Below are 21,608 nucleotides of genomic sequence, written 5' to 3'. Positions count from 1 at the left end.
AAACTGACACGTCATTATCAACATGTGTCTACTGACGTATTGATTCCCCCCGCGGAGACCCGCCCCAAGAACGGGTTGCTCCTGCTCGCCGTGCTCGGCGGGATGTTCCTGGCCATGCTCGACCAGACGATCGTCGGCACGGCCCTGCCCCGGATCACCCAGGAACTCGGTGGCTCAGGCCTCTACACCTGGGTCGTGACGGCCTACCTGCTGACCTCCACGATCACCGTCCCGTTGTACGGCAGGCTGTCGGACACCTACGGCCGCAAGCCGCTGCTGCTGACCGGCGTCGTCGTCTTCCTGCTCGGCTCCGCGCTGTGCGGTCTCGCCCAGGACATGGGCCAGCTCATCGCCTTCCGCGCGCTGCAGGGCCTGGGCGCCGGAGCGCTGCTGCCGCTCTCCCTGGCGCTGGTGGTCGACCTGTTCCCGCCGGAGAGAAGCGGCCGGGTCCAGGGCGCGCTGGGCGGGGTGATGGCGCTGAGCTACATCGCCGGCCCGTTCCTCGGCGGCGTCTTCACCGACCAGGCGAGCTGGCGCTGGGCCTTCCTGGTCAACCTCCCCATCGGCCTGGTCCTCATCGCGATCATCGTGGCCCGGCTGCCGCACGTGGCCGGTCAGGGCCGCGGCGTCCGCCCCGACTATCTCGGCATCGCCGTCTTCAGTGTGGCGATCAGCGCGCTGCTCATCGGCCTGACCGAGAAGGGCCTGGACGGCCACACCTGGACCAGCGGATCCGTGCTGTGGCCCATCGCGGCGTCCATCGTGCTCCTGGCGCTGTTCATCCTCGTCGAGCGCAGGGCGGCGCAGCCGATCATCCCGCTGGAGCTGTTCCGCAACCGGACCTACACGCTGGCCAACGTGACCTCGTTCTTCAGCGCGTTCTGCCTCTACGCCGGGGTGGTGTTCCTGCCGCGCTACTTCCAGGAGGCCAGGGAGCTCAGCGCCACCGAGTCGGGCCTGCGCATCTACCCGCTCATGCTCGGGATGGTGGTCGGCAGCGGGATCACCGGCGCGCTCATGTCCAGAACCCAGCGCTACAAGCCGTGGCTGATCGGCGGGTCGTTCCTCATCGCGATCGGAGCGCTGCTCTGCGCCGGGCTCACGATCGAGACCTCGAGCCTTGCCCTCGCCGGATGGATGGCGCTGCTCGGCCTCGGCATGGGGCCGATGCTGTCCGGCCTGACCGTGGCGGTCCAGTACTCGGTCCCGCAGCGGTTCATCGGCACCGCCAGCGCCAACCTGACCTTCTTCCGGCAGATCGGAGGCTCGGTCGCGCTGGCCGTCGCCGGAACCCTCTACGCCTCCGTGGTCAGGGACGAGGCGCCCGTCCACGGCCTGAACGCCGCCCACGCGGCCGCCGCCGCGAATGTGATCCCCTGGCTGGCCGTCAGCGGGGCGATCATCGCGCTCGCCGCGCTGATCGCCTTGCCCGGAGGCCGAATCAAGGCACTCGCCGCAGGACCGGTGACCCTGGACGGGTAACATCCGAGCGTCAGAATTCATCCTTCGAGTGGGGGAAGGTCATGGCCCAGACTCCCGTAAAGGTCACCGTCACCGGCGCCGCCGGTCAGATCGGCTACGCGCTGCTGTTCCGCATCGCGTCGGGCCAGTTGCTGGGCGCCGACGTCCCGGTCAAGCTGAGCCTGCTGGAGATCCCGCAGGCGGTCAAGGCCGCCGAGGGCACCGCGATGGAGCTCGACGACTGCGCGTTCCCGCTGCTGAGCGGCATCGAGGTCACCGACGACGCGAACAAGGCCTTCGACGGCGCCAACGTCGCGCTGCTGGTCGGCGCCCGTCCCCGTACGGCGGGCATGGAGCGCGGCGACCTGCTCCAGGCCAACGGCGGCATCTTCGGCCCGCAGGGCAAGGCCATCAACGACAACGCGGCCGACGACATCCGCGTGCTGGTCGTGGGCAACCCGGCGAACACCAACGCGCTGATCGCCCAGCAGCACGCCCCGGACGTTCCGGCCGAGCGCTTCACCGCGATGACCCGGCTGGACCACAACCGCGCGCTGTCCCAGCTCGCCGCCAAGCTCCAGGTCCCGGTCACCGAGATCAAGAAGATGACCATCTGGGGCAACCACTCCGCCACCCAGTACCCCGACCTGTTCCACGCCGAGGTCGGCGGCAAGATCGCCGCCGAGCAGGTGGACGAGGCCTGGCTGCGCGACACCTTCATCCCGACCGTCGCCAAGCGCGGTGCCGCGATCATCGAGGCCCGGGGCGCCTCTTCGGCCGCCTCCGCCGCCAACGCCGCGATCGACCACGTCTTCGACTGGGTCAACGGCACAGAGTGGACCTCCGCCGCGATCCCCTCCGACGGCTCCTACGGCGTGCCCGAGGGCCTCATCTCCTCCTTCCCCGTCGCCTCGCGCAACGGCAAGTGGGAGATCATCCAGGGCCTGGAGATCGACGCCTTCTCCCGCGAGCGCATCGACGCCTCGGTGCGTGAGCTCGAAGAGGAGCGCGCCGCCGTCCGCGAGCTCGGCCTCATCTGAGCGCGCGAGACGCCCGGTTCCGCGAAAGGGGCCCCGGTTCGCCGGGGCCCCTTTCGCGTTCCCGAAGGACCGCCCTCGGCCACCCGCACCGTCTCGGCGCGGCTCGGGAGAGCGCTCATCTCACGACGGCGGGGAATTGGCGGCGTGTCGATCATGCCCGGGGGCGGCGTCCCGGCGTTCAATGATCGGTGATGGTCGGGGGATCGGTGTTGATGGCGCAGGGTGCGGTGCGGATTGTCGCTGGGATTGTCAGTCTTGTTCTCCTTGTCCTCGCAGGAGTGCCAGGGGCGGCACTCGCGGGGTCCGGAGGGAGGAGCCAGGGCGGTGCGGACCTGTCCGTACAGCTGTCGGCCTCGCCGAAGCTCGCCCAACCGGGGCAACCGCTGATCTACCGGGTCGACGTGCGCAACGCCGGCCCCGAGGACGCGGTGCTGCCCCTGCTCACCATCCAGCTGCCGCAGGAGGTGGAGATCATCCATGTCGACGTCGCCGAGTGCCGCAAGGGCACGGCGGCCAACGAGGTGGTCTGTCCCTCGCAGCAGGACGTCCTGGCCGGGGGCACCGGTGGGGTGATGATCACCGGCCTGGTCGATCCTGACGCGCGGGGTCCGCTCCAGGCGACGGCGACCCTCTCCTCCGAGGTCGAGGACGAGAACGAGGAGGACAACATCTCCCAGGCGGTGACCTCGGTGGACGAGGGCGCGGATCTGGTGGTCCGGCTGTCGCGCAAGGCGAGGGCGGGCCGGCTGGTCACGATGGACGCTGTCGTCCGCAACCGGGGGCCCCGGGTCGTTCGCGATGCCGCCCTGTTCTTCGACACCAGGAGCGCGCGGTTCCTGTCGGCGAAGGGGGCGCCGTGTCACTCCTACCCCGGCCATGTCGGCTGCACCCTGCACCCGGTCGCCTCCGGCAAGCTGGTCAAGCTCAAGCTCGCCTTCCATGCCCGCAGGAACGCGCCGCAGGCCAAGGCGACCGTCTACTCCGTCCGGGTGGGTGACCGCCGCCCCGCCAACAACCTGGCCCGCATCAGCCTGCGTTAAAGGGCGTCCCGTGAGTCGCTCCCGCGGGACAGGGCGCCCCATGCGTCGGAGACGATGTCCCGGAGGGACGGGTGCTCCGGCTTCCAGCCGAGCTCCCGCTGGATCTTCTCCGAAGAGGCCACCAGCACCGCCGGGTCTCCGGCCCGGCGCTCGTGCGCGACCGCCGGGATCTCGTGCCCGGTGACCTCGCGGCAGACCGATATGACCTCCCGCACCGAGAAACCGGTGCCGCTACCCAGGTTGTAGATCTTGTGTTCGCCCGCCGAGCAGGCCTCCAGCGCGAGGAGGTGCGCCCGGGCCAGGTCGGCCACGTGGATGTAGTCGCGCACACATGTCCCGTCCGGGGTGGGGTAGTCCGTCCCGAACATGCTGACCGACTCGCGCCCGCCGAGCGCGACGGCAAGGACGTTAGGGATCAGGTGGGTCTCCACGGTGTGCCGCTCGGAATAGACCCGTCCGTCTTCGGCGGTGTAGGCGCCGCCCACGTTGAAGTAGCGCAGGCTCACCGCGCCCAGGCCGTACAGCCCGGCGAACGCGGTCAGCGCGGTGTCGACCGCGAGCTTGGACGCGCCGTAGGGGTTGGTCGGCCGGGTGGGGTCGGTCTCCTGGATGGGGGAGCGCTCCGGCTCGCCGTACGTGGCGGCGGTGGAGGAGAACACGATCCGTCCGACTCCGGCGGCCCGCATGGCGTCGAGCAGGGCCAGGGTGCCGCCGAGATTGTGCGCCCAGTAGAGTCCGGGCTTGTCCACCGACTCGCCGACCAGGGACTTCGCCGCGAAGTGGAGCACGCCGTCGATCCCGGGCAGCACGTCCGCGGCCTCGGTGATCGACCCCTCGACGAAGCGCGCGCCCGAGGGCACCGCGTCCGCGTGGCCGGTGGAGAGGTCGTCCAGCACGGTGACCTGATGGCCCGCTTCGACGAGTTGCGCCGCCACGACGCTACCGATGTATCCGGCGCCTCCGGTGACCAGCAGCTTCACGAGGTCTCCTGTTCGATGGTGTTTGGACATGTTTATTTTTGTAAATCTACAGCCAGCATATGCTGGCACATCAAATATCGGCCACAGTCGGAACGGGCGACGGCCATGACGGAGACAATCTCGTGAACAGCGTCCCGGCGAACATCGCCCTGGTCCTGGTTTTCGTGCTGATCGGGGGATTCTTCGCGGCAGCCGAGATGGCCATGGTCTCCCTCCGCGAGAGCCAGGTGCGCAGGCTCGACACCCGCGGACGCCGGGGGGCCAGGGCGGCCAAGCTCGCACGCGACCCCAACCGCTTCCTGTCGGCCGTGCAGATCGGTGTCACCGTGTCGACCATGCTGTCGGCGGCGTTCGGCGCCGACACCCTCGCCCGGGACCTGATCCCGGTCGTGGCCGGTTGGGGGGTGCCCGAAGCCGTCGTCGCCCCGCTCGCCCTGGTACTGGTGACCCTGGCGATCTCCTACGCCTCGCTGGTGCTGGGCGAGCTCGCGCCCAAGCGGATCGCCCGCCAGCGCGCAGAGGGGATATCTCTGCTGGTCGCGCCGTTCCTGGACCGGATGGCCGCGCTGTCGCGGCCGATCATCTGGGCGCTGTCCAAGTCCACCGACGGCGTGGTCAAAATGCTCGGCGGCAACCCCGAGACCGACCGGGAGGAGATCTCCACCGAGGAACTGCGCGACATGGTGGTCGGGCACCACGAGCTCACAGTGGACGAGCGTCACCTGATCGGGGAGGTCTTCGCGGCGGGCAAGCGGCAGCTGCGCGAGGTGATGCTGCCGCGCACCGAGGTGGAGTTCATGTCCGCCGACACCCGGCTGGCCGAGGCCGCCGTCATGGCCGCGGCCATGCCGCACTCCCGTTTCCCGGTCTACCGCGACTCCTACGATGACATCGTGGGTTTCGTCCACATCCGGGACCTGCTCGACCCGGTGCTGACCGGCGCCATCGAGCCGATCAGCGAGCTGGTGCCGATCCGCCCGGTCAAGATGGTCCCCGCCAGCAAGCGGGTGCTGGCCACGCTGTCGGAGATGCGCGACGAGGGACATCACCTGGCGATCGTGGTCGACGAGTACGGCGGCACCGCCGGCATCGTCACGATGGAGGATCTGGTCGAGGAGCTCATCGGCGACATCCGCGACGAGCACGATGTGGAGGACGAGCAGGTCGTGCTGCCCGCGGGAGAGGTCGAGCTCGACGGGCTGGCCAATCTCGACGAGGTGGCGGGCGAGACCGGGATCCGGCTGCCTCCGGGGCCGTACGAGACCCTCGCCGGGTTCGTCATGGCGGCTCTGGGCCACCTGCCGACGCTGGGGGAGCGGGTGGAGGTGCCCGGGTTCGAGCTGTCGGTCACGGACATGGACGGCCGCAGGGTGTCCCGGGTCCGGATCAAACGCCGGACATCCGCGCCGGAGTCACCGACCACTCCCGACACCTGACACAATGACGTGCTATGGCCAGTCCCCGCGTCCTGTCAGGCATCCAGCCCACCGCCGACTCCTTCCACCTGGGCAACTACCTCGGCGCCGTCCGGCAGTACGTCGCCCTGCAGGAGGGTCATGACGCGTTCTACTGCGTCGTCGACCTCCACGCGATCACGGTGGACTACCAGCCGGAGGTGCTGCGCAAGCGGACCAGGATCGCCGCCGCCCAGCTCTTCGCGGCGGGCCTGGACCCGGAGCGGTCCACGGTCTTCGTCCAGAGCCACGTCCGCGAGCACACCGAGCTGGCATGGGTGCTGATCTGCCTCACCGGCATGGGCGAGGCGGGCCGGATGACCCAGTTCAAGGACAAGTCGGCCAAGTCCGGTGAGAGCTCGGCCAGCGTCGGCCTGTTCACCTACCCGATCCTGCAGGCCGCCGACATCCTGCTCTACCACGCGAACAAGGTTCCGGTCGGGGCCGACCAGAAGCAGCACCTGGAGCTCACCCGCGACCTCGCGCAACGCTTCAACCACCGCTTCGGCGAGACCTTCACGCTGCCCGAGCCGCACATCGTCAAGGGCGTGGAGAAGATCACCGACCTGCAGGACCCCACGGCCAAGATGTCCAAGTCGTCCTCCTCGCCCGCGGGCATCCTGGATCTGCTGGAGCAGCCGGGCCCGCTCCGCAAGAAGATCATGCGGGCGGTCACCGACACGGGGACGGAAGTCCTCGCCGACGAGGAGAACAAGCCCGGCATCACCAACCTGCTGCGCATCCAGTCCGCGCTGACCGGCACGCCGATCCCCGAGCTTGAGGCCCGTTACGCCGGGCAGGGCTACGGCACCTTCAAGAAGGACGTGGCCGAGGCAGTCGTGGAGACCTTCACGCCGATCCGGGAGCGCACCGAGAAGCTGCTGGCCGATGAGGCCGAGCTCGACAAGCTGCTCGCCGCCGGTGCCGCGCGGGCCCGCGCCGTGGCCGCCGAGACCATGGCCAAGGTCCGCGACCGGGTGGGGTTCCTGCCCGGAGTCTGACGTCACCGGCGTCCGGGTCACTCTCGCTCTCTCACGGGTCGTCGCGCTCGCGGCTGGTGGTCGCATCCGCGTACGGCGGGGCGGTAACGGGGTAAGTGAGACGAGTGACGAGCGTTCAGGAACGGATCGAGGTGGTCCGCGAGTGGGGCCGGGCGAAGCTGGGCTCCACCCGGATCCGGTGGCCCTGGTTCGACCACCTGGTCAGGACCGTGCACCGCTACCAGGTCCAGTCCGGCGAACGGCTCGCCGGGGCGGTGACCTACTTCGTGTTCCTGTCGTTCTTCCCGATCATCGCGCTGGCCTTCGCGGTTTTCGGCTTCTTCCTGTCCGTCCGGCCGGACGCCGTCAAGACCCTGCAGCAGGCCATCGACCTCTACCTTCCCGGCCTCGCCGACCAGCTGCCCATCCAGCAGATCGCCGACTCCCGGGCCAGTGCCGGGGCCATTGGCCTGCTCGGCCTGCTCTATGCCGGGCTCGGCGCGATCGACGCCTTGCGAGGCGCGCTCCGTGAGATCTCCATGGCCACCGAGCCGCCGCTCAACCTCGTCCTGGCGAAGCTCCGCGATCTGGCCGCCCTGGTCCTGCTCGGCATCACGATGGTCGCCTCGGTGCTGGTCGCCGGGTTCGCCACGCAGGCCAGCGGGACCGTGGCCGAGTGGCTGGGGCTGTCGCAGTCGATGATCGCCGCCAACTCGATCGGGCTCGTCGGCCTGGTGGTCAGCGTGCTGGCCGACACCGTCATCTTCCTGATCATCATGGGCTGGCTGGGCCGCTCGAAGCAGCCGTTCCAGGTGATGCTGCGCGGGTCGCTGCTGGGCGCGCTGGCTTTCGGCGTCCTCAAGCAGCTCGCCGCGCTGATCCTGGCGAGAACGTTGAACAACCCCATCTACGGGGCGTTCGCGGTGATGGTCGGGTTGCTGATCTGGATCAACCTCTCGGCCCGGATCGTCCTCTACGCTGCGGCCTGGACGGAGACCGCCTCGCTCGGCCCCCCTCCCGAGCCCACCCCGGTCCCCGTCGGCACCACCCCCGTCTAAGCGCCGCCCGGAGCCCGGATGGGGTTCCCCGGTGCGCCGGGCCCTCTGGGCGCTGCTATGCGGCCGGCGCGCCGAGCAGCATGCGGGCCTGCGCCCACAGGCCGTCGAGGACCTGCGGGTCGTCGGCCAGCTTGGCGAACAGGACCATTCCCTCCAGTTGCGCGACCAGGGCACGCGCGGTCGGCCGGTCGGCGGCGCCGGCCGGGATCGCGCCCTCCTCGGCGGCATCCTCCAGGGCGGACCTGACCAGGTCGATCTGTTCGTCGAAGACCTGCTCCAGATGCTTGCGGACGATGTCGTCCTGGCTGCTGAGCTCCAGGGCGAGATTGGCGAGCATGCACCCGTCGACCACGCCGCCCGACTCCTTGAGTCTGGCCTGCCCCTCGGCCTGCAGCGCGAAGAGCCGCTCCAGGCGGGTCAGGGCCGGGACGTCGGCGCCGAGCGTGGCGGCCCAGGTCTCCCGCTGGCCCTTCCAGTGCGCGTCGATGACCGCGATGGTCAGGGCCTGCTTGGACTCGAAGAAGTGGTAGAAGCTGCCCTTCCTGACATCCGCCCGGGCGCAGATCTCGGCGACGCCGATGGCTCCGTATCCGCGGCTGCGCATCAGATCGCACGCCGCGGCGACGAGGCGGTCCCTGGCGGTGCTCGTGCGTCCCATGCCGAGAAGTATACGGCCGGTCAACTATCCGAGGTTGAAAAATAGTTGACCGGTCGTCTACTGTCCTCATCGATGGCGGGCGAACGGCCCGCCGACGCCTTTGGAGGTCCCCTCATGACCGAGCCGATCACCGTCGCGATCGCCTACCACAGCGGCTACGGCCACACGGCTCGCCAGGCCGAGGCCGTCGCGGCCGGAGTCGTCTCCGTGCCCGGAGCCCTGGCCGAGCTGCGAAACGTGGCGACGCTGGACGAACAGCTCTGGGAGTCGCTCTCCCGGGCCGACGCCATCATCTTCGGCTCGCCGACCTACATGGGCAGCCACTCCTCGGTCTTCCAGGCCTTCGCGGAGGCCAGCGTCAAGGTCTGGGCCGAACTCGGCTGGCGCGACAAGCTGGCCTCGGGTTTCACCAACTCGGCGGGCGTCAACGGCGACAAGCTCAACACGCTGACGTCGATGGTCCTGCTCGCCGCCCAGCACGGGATGCACTGGGTGACGCTGGGCCTGCCGCCGGGCTGGATCTACAGCTCCACCGGCAGCGCCGAAGACCTCAACCGCCTTGGCGGGTTCGTCGGCGCGATGGCACAGTCACCCTCCGACCTCGGGCCGGAGCTCGCCCCGTCGGACGCGGATCTGCGGACGGCCGAGCACCTCGGCCGCAGGGTGGCCCGGACGGCGGTGGAGCTGGCCAGCGGGCGGCGCGTCCTCGCGGCGGTTTGAGACGATCGATCCGGACAGGAAGAAAGATCATGAACTCACGACGTCTGGAAGAGCTGCTCGGCATCGAGCACCCGATCGTCCAGGGCCCGTTCGGAGGCGGCCTGTCCTCGGTGGCGCTGGCCGCCGCCGTGGCCGAGGCCGGCGGGTTCGGCTCGTACGGCGCGCACATCATGGACCCGGAGCGGATCGCCGAGCTCGTCGCGGACTTGAAGGCGGCCACCGTCCGGCCGTTCGCGGTCAACCTCTGGATACCGCAGCCGGGGGAGCGTGACGTGCCCGGCGACCTCGCCCGGCACGTGGCGCGGCTTCAGCCGTACTACGACGAGTTCGGTGTCTCCGCGCCCGGCGCCGACGAGATCCTCGGCCAGGACTTCGGCGTTCAGGCCGAGGCGCTGCTGGCGGCCGAGCCTCCGGCGATGAGCTTCGTCATGGGGGTTCCGCCCGAGTGGGTGGTCGCCGAGGCGCGACGGCGCGGGATCGTGACGATCGGCACGGCCACGACGGTCGAGGAGGCCGTCGCGATCGAGGCGGCCGGGCTGGACGCCGTCGTCGCCTCCGGCAGCGACGCCGGAGGTCACCGGGGCGCGTTCCTGCGTCCGGTCACCGAGTCGCTTGTCGGCACCTTCGCCCTGGTGCCTCAGGTGGCCGACGCCGTCTCCATCCCGGTCATCGCGGCCGGGGGGATCGCCGACGGGCGGGGCGTCGCCGCCGCGCTCACCCTCGGCGCCGACGGCGTGCAGATCGGAACCGGGTTCCTGGCCACCGCGGAGTCCGGGGCGAGCGCGGCGCACAAGGCCGCGCTGCACGGCCCCGAGGCTCACATCACCGTGCTCACCCGGCTGTTCTCCGGCCGGCACGCGCGCGCGATTCCCAACAGGTTCGTCCGGGAGATGGCCGCATTCGAGGACGAGGTCCCGCCATACCCCGTCCAGAACGCGCTCATGCTCCCGATCCGCCGTGCGGGCCGGCCCGACTACGTCAATCTCTGGTCCGGCCAGGCCGCCGCGCTCACCCGCCCGCGAAGCGCGAAGGACTACGTCGAGGCACTGGTCGCCGAGACGGAGAAGGCACTCGGCGGCCGGGCCTGAACACCGCATGCCCGGCCGGATCCTGGCGCGGCAGGAGGTCGTGCACGTGGAGGGAGGAGCCGGTGCTCATGCGGGCGGCGCTCAGCGATTCCGCAGCGACCGCCTGCGCAGGCCGTACACCAGCAGGACCAGTCCGCCGAGCAGGCCCGCGCCCAGCGCGTACCAGCCCAGCGGCTGGCCCTGCCCGCCGGACGCGGCGCCGGCCGGGGTGGGCGAGGGCACCGGGGTCAGGGCGGTCGCCGGGGCCGAGGTGGTCGGCTGGGGGGCGGATTCGGGAAGCGGGTCCACCAGCCGGCCGATCGGGGCGGCCTTGCCTCGGGCGGCGAAGCCCCAGTCGAGCAGGCCGGCGACCTCCGGCCAGAAGTAGCCGTCGTGCCGCATGATCGACACGATGATCGTGTGCCCGTTTCGCCTGGCCGCGCCGACGAAGCTGCCCAGGGCCTTGGACGTCCAGCCGTTCTTGACGCCGATCATGCCCTTGTAGGTCCAGAGCAGCTTGTTGTGGTTGCCGATCTCGTAGTAGCCCTTGGGGGCGGGAAACTTGTCAGTCTTCGTGCTGATATATCGCTGGAAGTCCTTGTTGGCCAGTCCGGCTCGGGCGATCAGCGCCAGGTCGTAGGCCGAGCTGCTCTGGCCGGGTTTGTCCAGCCCGCTGGGCGTCTTGGCCACCGTGTCGAACGCCTGGAGCCGCTTCGCCTCGGCGTTCATGTCCTGCAGGGTCTTGCCCAGACCGCCGTTGGCCTCGGCCAGCGCCATCGCGCAGTCGTTCCCGGAGACCAGCATCAGCGCCTTGAACAGGTCGTCGACGGTGTAGAGGGGCTTGGGGACCAGGCCGACGGCGCTGCCCTCCTCATTCACGGCACGCAGGCTCGGCCTGATCTTCCTGGTCTTGTCGAGCTTCGGGATGAGGGTGACCGCGGTCAGCGTCTTGAGCGTGCTCGCCGGCAGATAGCGCCCGTGAGGGTCTTTGGCGGCGAGCACATCCCCGGTGTCGGCGTCCGCGACCACATAGGACGTCGCGGCCGTCTTGGGCGGGGGCTTCACCCCCACGGGGGCGATGACGCCCCGCTCGCCGAGCCTGGTGCCACCGACGGGCCCCTTCCCGGCGTGCGCGGGAGCACCCAGGAAGGTGATCGCGGCAAGCAGCACCCCGGCGGGTGCGACGTATTTCATCCCCATAATGATCTCAGGGTAGCTTCGTGCCGATTCGCGCGAGGCGAGCCATGCCCTGATCAGAGGGGAGTTAGGTGGCGGAATACTGATGCCATGCAAATATCTCGAAAGATCGCCGCATTCCTGGTCGTTGTCGCCGCCTTCATGATCTTCGAGTGGATCAACCTTGGCTTCAACCTCGCTCCCGGCCACCCGAAGGCCTTCTACGTGGTGCACGGAATCCTGATCGCGGTCAACCTCGTCCTCGCGATCGTGCTCGGCGTGATCGGCCTACGCGGTCTGGGAAAGCGCCCGAAGCGTCCTCTGATGTAGCTGGGCGGCCTCCTCGGCCGAGTTCCCGATGCTGGTGAAGCCGAGCTTGCCGAACTCCGGGACGGCTCCGAGCAGGTGCAGCACGTTCCCCGTGCGGGTCTCGCCGTCGAAGCCGAGACCCCGGTCGTGGACCAGCTTGACGACCTCTCCGGGAGTACGGCCCCGCAGGGCGGCGGTGGCGCAGTTGTCGGTCGCCACGTAGTACTTGGGCTGTTTCCCGCACATGAGCGTGCCGGTGCCCGGGTCGTAGGTGGCGCCGGTGGTGAGCAACGCGGAGCCGAACGGATGGGTGGTGCCGCCGATGCGCAGGTTGATCTCGCACAGCAGTGCCCGATAGCCGGCGTCGGTCTTGACGGCGAAGAAGTCCATGCCGAACAGGCCCACCACGCCCCGGCGGGCGAGGACCCCGGCGATCCGCTCGGCGTACTCGCTCACCTCGGCGCGGTACTCGGGCTGCGCGGGGAACGCGCAGCCCTGGTAGACGTCGCCGTTCGGGCCGCCGAGGATCTGCTCGTGCGTGGCCACCACGTCGTAGGCGCCACCGGGGGTGATCCTGGCCAGGGCGCTGGGGGAGTACAGCGGCCGGTCCTCGATGAACTCCTCGATCACCGCGCCCCGCTCGGCGATTTTCTCGGCGAACGTCGTCCAGGTCTCGTCCGTCGCGGAGAAGCTCGTGCGGGAGGTGGTGAGCGACCGCCCGTCTTTGATCACGATGGCGTTGCCCAGCCCGGAGTAGCTGTTGTTGAGCTTGACCATCAGCTTGGACGCGGGGTTCAGCGCGCGGGCCGCGTGCTCCACCTCGGTCAGCGACCGCAGGTCGGCGAAGCCCCGGGTCATCGGCACCCCGGCCTCCTCGGCGACCATGCGCCCGCCGCTCTTGGATCCCAGATAGGCCAGAGAGGTGGCCGGGCCGTAGATCGGCAGGGCGAGGACCTCGGCGAGCCGCTCCTCGTGCTCGCTGACCACGAACGGCACCATCCAGGCGTCCGGCGTGTGGCCGAGCGCCGCGCGGATCCGCGCGATGGCGTCCGGGCGTCGCAGCAGCGACATGGCGAGCGGCTGCGTGTGCGGATCATCCAAACTGATCATTTGCAGGCGTGCGCGGGCCTCGTCGGGGTCGTCGAGGAAGCTCAGGTAGTAGTCCACGATCGCCGTGTCCACCGGCGACGAGGTCAGGTAGACGACGTGGACGTCCGGCCGCCTGAGGGTGAGGAGAAGGAACAGCAGTCGCTGCTCGTAGCAGAGGGCGCCGGTGATTCTGCGCAGCTCATCCTGGGGAAGCGACAACGAGGGGATGACCACCAAGGTCCCCTCGTTCGGTTCGAAGATGCTTAAATCCGATTGCTTCTCCCCGAACAGGATATTAGTGATCATATGCGCAGTGAAGCACGCATTCGTCCTGTTTGCATCACTCTCTCGGGTGCGATGACTGGCACCTGAGGTCACGTAAGTTGCCAGGTCGTCGAGGTTTCAACGGAGCCGCGACCCGCCATAGCTGCGGCGACACCGCCCGGTACGGCTACCGCCCATAGCCAATCCGGGCCATCGGCCCTGGTCCGAGTGGGTCAGGAGGCACAGGAGAAGGGCATGGGGCGACAAAACATTTGGCTTAGATGTCGGCGAGGGGCCACACGAGAGAGATAAAGTCGATGTCATCGTCAACACGCCGGTGGCCTCACACTGGTCTGCCGCTCCTGTGCTGACGGTTCGCCAGTCCGCACTGACGTGGCCGCGGCACCCACACCGGTCCATCAGTGCGGCGATCACTTTTTCGCGCTGCTCGGTGAATCGCGTGATTGCGGGCAGTTGCACGGTGCGTCGAGGATTCAGGCTGCCGACGCGGATGGGATGGTGACCAATGCGAGGGCGTAATCTGCGGGGAGAACTCGACACGTTCCTCGCCGGGTGTGAGCAGGCTCTGATCGACTTCCGTCGTGACCTGCACATGCATCCCGAGCTGGCGTTCGCCGAATACCGGACGACGCAGCGCATCGCCGACCGCCTGACGGCCGCCGGTCTCGTGCCCTCGGTCCTGCCGCGCGGCACCGGCCTGATCTGCGAGGTCGGCAGCGGTGACGGGCCGACCGTGGCGCTGCGGGCCGACATCGACGCGTTGCCCGTGCCGGACGAGAAGGACGTGTCCTACAGCTCGACGGTCCCCGGAGCGTGCCACGCCTGCGGTCACGACGTGCACACCACGATCCTGCTCGGCACCGCCCTCTTCCTCGCCCAGCAGGCGGAGGCCGGGCTGCTGCCCGGCCGGGTCCGGCTGATCTTCCAGCCCGCCGAGGAGCTTCCCGGCGGGGCCCTGGAGGTCCTGGCGTCGGGCGGCATCAGCGGTGTCGACCGGATCTTCGGCCTGCACTGCGACCCCCGGGTGGACGTCGGCAAGGTCGGGCTCAAGGTCGGGCCGATCACCTCCGCCTGCGACAAGGTCGCGATCCGAGTGAGCGGCCCCGGCGGGCACACCGCCCGGCCGCACCTCACCGCCGACCTGGTCTTCGCCCTCGCGAAGATCCTCACGGAGCTGCCCGCCGGGCTGTCGCGCCGGGTGGACCCGCGTTCGTCGCTGAGCCTGGTCTGGGGCCGGGTCGAGGCGGGCTCCGTCGCCAACGCGATTCCGGACGACGGCGTCGCGGAAGGCACCGTGCGCTGCCTGGACGAGGAGGCCTGGCACGCGGCCCCCGATCTGATCAAGACGCTGCTGGAGTCGGTCGCGGGCGCCTACGGTGTCGAGGCCCGGATGGACTACGTCCGCGGCGTGCCGCCCGTGGTCAACGACGACGTCAGCGTGCAGATGCTGGCCGAGGCCGCGGCGGGCGTGCTCGGGGAGGGCTCCGCCGTACCGACACAGCAGAGCCTGGGCGGTGAGGACTTCGGCTGGTACCTGGAGTCGGTTCCCGGCGCCTTCGCTCGCCTGGGCACCCGCCAGCCGGGTTCGCTGCATCTGGCGGACATCCACCAGGGCACCTTCGACGTGGACGAGACCTGCATCGGCACCGGCGTCCGGTTCCTGGCGGCCACCGCGCTGACCGCGCTCTGGGAGGGACAGCGGCCCAGCGCCGGCGAGCCCCTCGTGGCGCTGAATTTGGACAACTAGCACCGCTCGGTGAACTCTCCGTTGCGTCGCACCGGTCACAGTGGGTGGCATAAGGGTGCATCGCGTATGGGGGAGTCACCATGCGTCGGGTCGGGGTTGCGGGTCTGCTGGCGAGCGGCCTGGCCGTGAGTCTCATGGCCTGCGGGGGCGGTGGCCGAGGCGGGCCCGCCGAGGCGCCGGGTGGCGGGAGCGCCTCCGGTCCCGGCGCGCAGCTGAACGTCGGTCTGGCCTATGACATCGGCGGTCGTGGTGACCAGTCGTTCAACGACGCCGCGGCCGCGGGCCTGGACAAGGCCAAGCAAGAACTCGGCGTGGGCACCAAGGAACTCGAGGCGGGGGAGGGCGAGACCGGGGCGGCCAAGGAGGAGCGGCTCCGTCTGCTCGCCTCCGGCGGGTTCAACCCGATCATCGCCGTGGGTTTCGTCTACCAGGGGCCGCTGCAGAAGGTGGCCGCGGAGTTTCCGGACACCTGGTTCGCCCTCGTCGACTCGACCGCGGAGGGCAAGAACGTCGCCGGTCTGACCTTCGCCGACAATCAGGGGTCGTTCCTGGTGGGCGCGGCCGCCGCGTTGAAGTCCAAGAAGAACGGCGTCGGCATGGTGGGCGGCGTGCAGGTGCCGCTGATCCAGAAGTTCGAGGCCGGATACGTGGCGGGCGCCAAGCACGTCAGGCCGAACATCAAGGTCGAGGTGAAGTATCTGTCCCAGCCGCCCGACTTCAGCGGCTTCGCCGACCCGGCCAAGGGCAAGGTCGCGGCCAAGGGCATATACGACGGCGGGGCCGATGTGGTCTATCAGGTCGCGGGCGGTTCCGGCAGTGGCGTTTTCGAGGCGGCCAAGGAGGCCGGCGCGATGGCCATCGGCGTCGACTCCGACCAGGCCAAGACCGCGGCGCCGGCGGTCCGCGATGTGATCATCACCTCGATGGTGAAGCGCGTCGATGTGGCGGTCTTCGATTTCATCGAGAGCGTCTCGAACAAGACGGTGACCGCCGGGCAGAAGGTCTACGATCTCAAGGCCAACGGCGTGGACTACGCGACCACCGGCGGCCATATCGACGATATCAAGCCTCAGCTCGAAGATCTCAAGAAAAAGATCATCAACGGTCAGATCACCGTACCATGATCGAGCGATGACGGCGATCAATACTACCCGCGAGTAGGCCCGGCCGCCTTCCAGTGTCACAAGCTGGCGTGATGTGGATAACGGACCTGTTGCGGACCTGTGTGCTGGTTTGGTCAACCCTGGTCGACCAACTATCTTCCGTGCAGGGTTGCCGTGCGTCTCTTCGCGCGTGCACTAAACCGCGAAGGGAGTCATCTTGCTTCAGAACCGATTCGGCAAGCTGGCCGCAACCGCACTGGCGGGCAGCATGCTCATGGGAGCTGCCGCGTGTGGTGGAAGCGAGGGGCCGACGACGGCGAAGCCGGCCGACGGCGCCAGCAGCTCGGCCCCGGAGGCCTCCAAGGGGGCCAAGGTCGGTCTGGCCTATGACATCGGCGGTCGTGGCGACCAGTCGTTCAACGACGCCGCCGCCGCGGGCCTGGACAAGGCCAAGACCGAGCTCGGTCTCGCCGAGACCAAGGAGCTCGAGGCCGACAACGGCGAGACCGAGGCGGCCAAGGAGGAGCGGCTCCGCCTGCTCGCCGGCGACGGGTTCAACCCGATCGTCGCCATCGGCTTCGCCTACTCCGGGCCGGTGAAGAAGGTCGCCGCAGAGTTCCCGGACACCAAGTTCGCGATCGTCGACGACGCCGCCGCGGCGGGTCCCAACATCTCCAACCTGCTCTTCGCCGAGCACGAGGGCTCCTTCATCGTCGGTGCCGCCGCGGCGCTGAAGTCGAAGAAGGGCCACGTGGGCTTCGTCGGCGGCGTCGACGTCCCCCTGATCAAGAAGTTCGAGGCCGGGTTCGCCGCCGGTGCGAAGGCCGTCAAGTCCGACATCAAGGTCGACGTCAAATACCTGACCCAGCCGCCGGACTTCGGTGGCTTCAACGACCCGGCCAAGGGCAAGACCGCCGCCGAGGGCATGTTCGACGCGGGCGCCGACGTGGTCTACCACGCCGCGGGCGGTTCTGGCAGCGGCGTGTTCGAGGCCGCGAAGGCCGCCAAGGGTCTGGCCATCGGCGTCGACTCCGACCAGGCCAAGACCGCCGCCGCCGATGTGCAGAGCGTCGTCATGACCTCCATGCTCAAGAAGGTCGACGTCGCCGTCTTCGACTTCCTGAAGAGCTTCACCGGCGGCGGGGTGAAGGCGGGCCCCACCGTTTACGACCTCAAGGCCGGAGGCGTCGACTACTCCACCACGGGTGGCCAGGTCGACGACATCAAGGCCAAGCTCGACGAGTACAAGCAGAAGATCATCTCCGGCGAAACGACCGTGCCGGACAAGACCTCCTGACCTGGTACTAATGAAGGGCCCGGTGGACGATTCCCCGGGCCCTTCGATCAACTGGCAATATCACGTTCTGTAATCAGGGCCATCCGTATGGAGGAGGCCGTCATCAGCACCTCGAAACCGGCCGTCGAGCTTGAGGGAATCACAAAACGATTTCCCGGCGTCGTGGCCAACCGCGACATTTCCCTCTCCGTGAAGCAGGGTCACGTTCATGCCATCGTCGGCGAGAACGGTGCGGGCAAGTCCACCCTCATGAAGATCCTGTACGGCATGCAGCGCCCCGACGAGGGCGAGATCCGTGTCAACGGGACGGTCACGCACTTCCGCTCCCCGGCCGACGCGATCGCGGTAGGCGTCGGCATGGTCCATCAGCACTTCATGCTGGCCGACAACCTGACCGTGCTGGAGAACGTGATCCTCGGCAGCGAGCCTCGCGCCGGGGGAATCGCCATCGACTTCGGCGCCGCCCGCAAGAAGATCCGGCAGATCTCCGACTCCTACGGCCTCGGCGTCGACCCCGACGCCATGGTGGAGGATCTCGGAGTCGGCGCCCGGCAGCGGGTGGAGATCCTCAAGGTCCTCTACCGCGGCGCCCGGATCCTCATCCTGGACGAGCCGACCGCCGTGCTCGTGCCCCAGGAGGTGGACGAGCTCTTCGGCAACCTGCGCGAGCTGGTCCGCGAGGGCCTCACGATCATCTTCATCTCGCACAAGCTGGACGAGGTGCTCTCGGTCGCCGACGCCATCACCGTCATCCGGCGTGGCACGACCGTGGCGAGCGTGGACCCCAAGAGCGTGACCGCCAGGCAGCTGGCCGAGCTCATGGTCGGCAGCGAGCTGCCCAGCCCCGAGACCCGCGAGTCCACGGTCACGGACGTGGTGGCGCTGTCGGTGCGGAACCTGACCGTCAACTCGGTGGACGGCCGCCGCATCGTGGACGGCGTCAGCTTCGACATCCGCAAGGGCGAGGTGCTCGGCATCGCCGGCGTCGAGGGCAACGGCCAGGCCGAGCTCGTCGAGGCCATCATGGGCATGCGCGGAGCCGAGGGCGAGATCCGGCTCGGCGAGGAGGACATCTCCGTCTGGCCGACGCTGCGGCGCCGTGAGGCCGGAATCGGCTACATCCCCGAGGACCGGCACCGGCACGGACTGCTGCTGGAGGCGCCGCTCTGGGAGAACCGGATCCTCGGCCACCAGACGCGGCGGCCCAATGTCAAGGGTCCCTGGATCGACCGCGCGGGAGCCCGCAACGACACCCAGCGCATCGTCGAGGAGTACGACGTCCGGACCCCGGGCATCGACGTGGACGCCGCCGCCCTGTCCGGCGGCAACCAGCAGAAGCTGATCGTCGGCCGGGAGATGAGTGGGAACCCGGTGTTCCTGATCGCCTCCCACCCCACGCGGGGTGTGGACGTCGGTGCCCAGGCGGCGATCTGGGACCACCTGCGCGCCGCGCGCGCCGCGGGCCTGGCCGTACTCCTGATCTCCGCCGACCTGGACGAGCTCATCGGGCTGTCGGACACGCTGAAGGTGATCCTGCGCGGTCGTATCGTCGCGGACGTGGATCCGCACACGGTGACACCGGAGCAACTCGGATCGGCCATGACCGGTGCTGGAGAGGCGGCATGAACATCCACACAGCACAGGCGGCGACCGGGGTGATCGCATGAGTCCCGCGGAGTCGAGCTTCACCGACCGGCTGCTCGGCCGGGTCCGGCTCGGCGGCCTGCTCTCGCTCGTCGCGCCGATCCTCGCCGTCGTGTTCGCCGGGTTGATCACCTCGGTTGTCCTGCTGATGACCGGTGACCCTCCCCTTGAGACGCTGGGCGTCATGGTCGACTACGGCATGAGGCCGCGCTCGATCGTCATGACGCTCAACGAGGCGACGACCTACTACCTGTCGGCGCTGGCGGTGGCGATCGGGTTCCGGATGAATCTGTTCAACATCGGCGTCGACGGCCAATACCGCCTCGCGGCGCTCATCGCGGCGGCCGTGGGCGGCGCGATCACCCTGCCCGGACCGCTGCATGTCGCGATGATCATCATCGTCGCCATGCTGGTCGGTGCCGGTTGGGCGTCGATCGCGGGCCTGCTCAAGGTCAAGCGCGGCGTGAGCGAGGTCATCTCCACGATCATGCTGAACGCCATCGCCACCGCGATCGGCGCATGGCTGCTCAACAAGGAGCGTCTCGCCGTCGAGGTCGCGGGCAGCAACAACATCGGCACCAATCCGATCGCCGAGTCCGGCCGGGTGCCCGGTATGGAGCTCATCCCCGGCACCCCGACCAAGGTGTTCGGCCTCATCATCCTGGCGATCGTCATGGGCGTCCTGTACCACGTGCTGCTCAACCGGACCCGTTTCGGCTTCGACCTGCGCGCCACCGGCCGTTCCGAGTCGGCCGCCGTGGCCAGCGGCGTGAACGTCAAGAAGATGGTCCTCATCGCGATGATCCTGTCCGGCGCGGTGGCGGGCCTGGTCGGCATGCCGCAGCTGCTCGGCGCGTCCTACAGCTACAGCCTGGACTTTCCCGCGGGACTCGGCTTCATCGGCATCGCGATCGCGCTGCTCGGCCGCAACAACCCCGTCGGCATCGCCTTCGGCGCCCTGTTGTGGGCCTTCCTCAACACCTCGTCGAACATCCTGCAGCTGCACGAGATCTCTCCGGAGATCGTCCAGATCATGCAGGGCACGATCGTGCTCTCGGTCATCATCGCCTACGAGCTGGTCCACCGTTACCAGATCTCGGCCGGGCAGCGCCGGGTGAGCAAAGAACTGGCGAGTGCAACCCCGCCTCGGGCTGAAGGAGCGTCGGCATGAGCGAAGGCGCCGTGACCGTGGCGGAGACCCCGTTTTTGGAGCCGAAGACCACCAGGAAGTTCAAGGTCACCTGGCAGACCCTCCTGCTCGCCCTGGGCGGGCTGGTGCTCCTGCTGTCGTTCACCCGGGTCGTCACCGGTGCCGTCGACCTCACCTCGGCCGGGGCGATCAACGCGGCCATCGCGCTGGCCGTGCCGATCGGCCTGGCCGGTCTCGGCGGCCTGTGGTCCGAGCGGGCCGGTGTGGTCAACATCGGTCTCGAAGGCATGATGATCCTGGGCACCTGGTGCGGGGCCTGGGGTGCGATCCACTTCGGCAACCCCTGGGCGGGCGTCATCGCCGGTGCGATCGGCGGGGCCTTGGGCGGCCTGCTGCACGCGATCGCCACCGTGACGTTCGGGGTGGACCAGATCATCTCCGGTGTCGCGATCAACATCCTGGGCCTGGGCGTCACCAAGTTCCTCTCCAAGGTCACCTTCGCCGAGATGCCGGGCGGCGGCGACTCCCAGTCGCCTCCGGTGCCCAAGCCGGGCACCGTGAGCGTGCCGGGGATCGGGGACTCGCTGGCCACGATGGAGGCCAAGCACTGGTTCCTGCTGTCCGACCTGGCGGGCATCCTGCGGGGCCTGGTGACGAACGTCTCGCTCTTCACCATCCTGGCGATCCTGATGATCCCGCTGACCTACTACGTGCTCTGGCGCACGGCATTCGGCCTGCGGTTGCGCTCCTGTGGCGAGCGCCCGGTGGCGGCGGAGTCGCTGGGCGTCAACGTGTACTACTACAAATACCTCGCGGTGCTCATCTCCGGAGCCCTCGCGGGCCTCGGCGGCGCGTTCCTGTCGCTGGTGGCCGCCAGCGCGTATCGCGAGGGGCAGACCGGTGGCCGTGGCTTCATCGGCCTCGCCGCGATGATCTTCGGTAACTGGCGGCCCGGCGGCCTGGCGGCCGGTGCGACGTTGTTCGGCTACACCGACGCGCTGCAGCTTCGCCGGGGCGGTGAGTCGGTGCACGCGCTGCTGCTGGTGCTGGCGATCCTGATCGCCGGTGTGGCGGTCTACCAGCTCGTCAGGCAGAACCGTGCCAGGGCGGCGCTGATCACCGGTATCGCGGCGGTCATCGTGTTCGTCGTGTTCGCGTTGACCAGCACCATCCCGCCGCAGTTCACCTCGGTCACGCCGCACATCACCACCCTGCTGGTGCTGTCGCTGGCCGCCCAGCGGCTCCGCCCGCCCGCCGCCGACGGCGTGCCGTACCGCAAGGGGCAGGCGAAGTGACCCTGTCACGCAAGACGAGGAGCGGGTCGTCCGCGACCCGCTCACGAGTGAAGAA

General features: G+C 69.0%; 19 protein-coding genes. 15 read left to right on the top strand and 4 right to left on the bottom strand.

Annotated elements, in window-relative coordinates; all coding sequences use genetic code 11:
• The first annotated feature begins 24 nt into the window (after positions 1-24).
• The 3 genes from ACFY2X_RS32695 to ACFY2X_RS32685 all read left to right on the top strand — a co-directional run bounded on the left by ACFY2X_RS32695 (position 25) and on the right by ACFY2X_RS32685 (position 3,541).
• On the top strand, positions 25-1,482 hold the full coding sequence (locus ACFY2X_RS32695; protein ID WP_389946059.1) for an MDR family MFS transporter: 1,458 nt from the start codon (positions 25-27) through the stop codon (positions 1,480-1,482).
• 41 nt (positions 1,483-1,523) lie between these two features.
• Entirely contained in the window at positions 1,524-2,501 is a 978-nt protein-coding gene (locus tag ACFY2X_RS32690; protein ID WP_389946056.1) for a malate dehydrogenase, read from the top strand.
• 278 nt (positions 2,502-2,779) lie between these two features.
• On the top strand, positions 2,780-3,541 hold the full coding sequence (locus ACFY2X_RS32685; protein ID WP_389946052.1) for a hypothetical protein: 762 nt from the start codon (positions 2,780-2,782) through the stop codon (positions 3,539-3,541).
• On the opposite strand, the gene galE is transcribed toward ACFY2X_RS32685, so the two are convergent.
• A complete protein-coding gene (gene galE, locus ACFY2X_RS32680) occupies positions 3,538-4,521 on the bottom strand; it encodes a UDP-glucose 4-epimerase GalE (protein ID WP_389946049.1) in 984 nt (327 codons plus the stop codon). The genes ACFY2X_RS32685 and galE overlap by 4 nt on opposite strands.
• A gap of 122 nt (positions 4,522-4,643) precedes the next feature.
• Here galE and ACFY2X_RS32675 point away from each other — a divergent pair, with 122 nt between their 5' ends.
• The 3 genes from ACFY2X_RS32675 (at position 4,644) to ACFY2X_RS32665 (ending at position 8,013) form a co-directional block, all read left to right on the top strand.
• Positions 4,644-5,957: a hemolysin family protein gene (locus tag ACFY2X_RS32675; protein ID WP_389946046.1), complete on the top strand. Its 1,314-nt coding sequence runs from the start codon at positions 4,644-4,646 to the stop codon at positions 5,955-5,957.
• 14 nt (positions 5,958-5,971) lie between these two features.
• Positions 5,972-6,976 (top strand): tryptophan--tRNA ligase, encoded by a 1,005-nt coding sequence (trpS, locus tag ACFY2X_RS32670; protein WP_389946043.1) that lies wholly within the window; start codon positions 5,972-5,974, stop codon positions 6,974-6,976.
• A gap of 104 nt (positions 6,977-7,080) precedes the next feature.
• Positions 7,081-8,013 carry a YihY/virulence factor BrkB family protein gene (locus ACFY2X_RS32665; protein ID WP_389946040.1) on the top strand — a complete coding sequence of 311 codons (933 nt, stop codon included), beginning with the start codon at positions 7,081-7,083 and terminating at the stop codon, positions 8,011-8,013.
• A gap of 55 nt (positions 8,014-8,068) precedes the next feature.
• On the opposite strand, the gene ACFY2X_RS32660 is transcribed toward ACFY2X_RS32665, so the two are convergent.
• Complete coding sequence (locus tag ACFY2X_RS32660; protein WP_389946037.1) at positions 8,069-8,671, bottom strand: TetR/AcrR family transcriptional regulator; 603 nt, start codon at positions 8,669-8,671, stop codon at positions 8,069-8,071.
• 114 nt (positions 8,672-8,785) lie between these two features.
• Here ACFY2X_RS32660 and ACFY2X_RS32655 point away from each other — a divergent pair, with 114 nt between their 5' ends.
• Together ACFY2X_RS32655 and ACFY2X_RS32650 are read left to right on the top strand one after the other, a co-directional pair.
• Positions 8,786-9,391, top strand: a complete 606-nt coding sequence (locus tag ACFY2X_RS32655; protein WP_389946034.1) for a flavodoxin family protein — start codon at positions 8,786-8,788, stop codon at positions 9,389-9,391.
• A gap of 29 nt (positions 9,392-9,420) precedes the next feature.
• The gene (locus ACFY2X_RS32650) at positions 9,421-10,479 is read left to right on the top strand and encodes an NAD(P)H-dependent flavin oxidoreductase (RefSeq protein WP_389946031.1); all 1,059 of its coding nucleotides are present in this window, start codon (positions 9,421-9,423) and stop codon (positions 10,477-10,479) included.
• Positions 10,480-10,560: 81 nt separating this feature from the next.
• Here ACFY2X_RS32650 and ACFY2X_RS32645 read toward each other — a convergent pair whose 3' ends face one another.
• Complete coding sequence (locus tag ACFY2X_RS32645) at positions 10,561-11,652, bottom strand: D-alanyl-D-alanine carboxypeptidase family protein (RefSeq protein WP_389946028.1); 1,092 nt, start codon at positions 11,650-11,652, stop codon at positions 10,561-10,563.
• Positions 11,653-11,745: 93 nt separating this feature from the next.
• On the opposite strand from ACFY2X_RS32645, the gene ACFY2X_RS32640 reads away from it, so the two are divergent.
• On the top strand, positions 11,746-11,964 hold the full coding sequence (locus tag ACFY2X_RS32640) for an SCO4848 family membrane protein (protein ID WP_389946025.1): 219 nt from the start codon (positions 11,746-11,748) through the stop codon (positions 11,962-11,964).
• Here the strand turns inward: ACFY2X_RS32640 and ACFY2X_RS32635 are convergent.
• Positions 11,923-13,338 (bottom strand): peptide ligase PGM1-related protein, encoded by a 1,416-nt coding sequence (locus tag ACFY2X_RS32635; protein WP_389946022.1) that lies wholly within the window; start codon positions 13,336-13,338, stop codon positions 11,923-11,925. The two genes, ACFY2X_RS32640 and ACFY2X_RS32635, sit on opposite strands and share 42 nt — an antisense overlap.
• A 484-nt stretch (positions 13,339-13,822) precedes the next feature.
• Here ACFY2X_RS32635 and ACFY2X_RS32630 point away from each other — a divergent pair, with 484 nt between their 5' ends.
• The 6 genes from ACFY2X_RS32630 to ACFY2X_RS32605 all read left to right on the top strand — a co-directional run bounded on the left by ACFY2X_RS32630 (position 13,823) and on the right by ACFY2X_RS32605 (position 21,553).
• On the top strand, positions 13,823-15,064 hold the full coding sequence (locus ACFY2X_RS32630) for an amidohydrolase (protein ID WP_389946019.1): 1,242 nt from the start codon (positions 13,823-13,825) through the stop codon (positions 15,062-15,064).
• An 80-nt stretch (positions 15,065-15,144) separates the two neighbouring features.
• The gene (locus tag ACFY2X_RS32625; RefSeq protein ID WP_389946016.1) at positions 15,145-16,188 is read left to right on the top strand and encodes a BMP family protein; all 1,044 of its coding nucleotides are present in this window, start codon (positions 15,145-15,147) and stop codon (positions 16,186-16,188) included.
• A gap of 196 nt (positions 16,189-16,384) precedes the next feature.
• On the top strand, positions 16,385-17,464 hold the full coding sequence (locus ACFY2X_RS32620) for a BMP family protein (RefSeq protein ID WP_389946013.1): 1,080 nt from the start codon (positions 16,385-16,387) through the stop codon (positions 17,462-17,464).
• An 87-nt stretch (positions 17,465-17,551) separates the two neighbouring features.
• Entirely contained in the window at positions 17,552-19,090 is a 1,539-nt protein-coding gene (locus tag ACFY2X_RS32615; RefSeq protein WP_389946010.1) for an ABC transporter ATP-binding protein, read from the top strand.
• A 37-nt stretch (positions 19,091-19,127) separates the two neighbouring features.
• Entirely contained in the window at positions 19,128-20,279 is a 1,152-nt protein-coding gene (locus tag ACFY2X_RS32610; RefSeq protein WP_389946008.1) for an ABC transporter permease, read from the top strand.
• On the top strand, positions 20,276-21,553 hold the full coding sequence (locus tag ACFY2X_RS32605; protein WP_389946005.1) for an ABC transporter permease: 1,278 nt from the start codon (positions 20,276-20,278) through the stop codon (positions 21,551-21,553). The genes ACFY2X_RS32610 and ACFY2X_RS32605 overlap by 4 nt, the downstream gene beginning before the upstream one ends.
• Positions 21,554-21,608 lie beyond the last annotated feature (55 nt).

Origin of the sequence: Streptosporangium sp. NPDC000396 (assembly GCF_042898655.1) — a bacterium.
GTDB lineage: Bacteria > Actinomycetota > Actinomycetes > Streptosporangiales > Streptosporangiaceae > Streptosporangium.
This window is presented reverse-complemented; position numbering and strand designations above follow the sequence as displayed.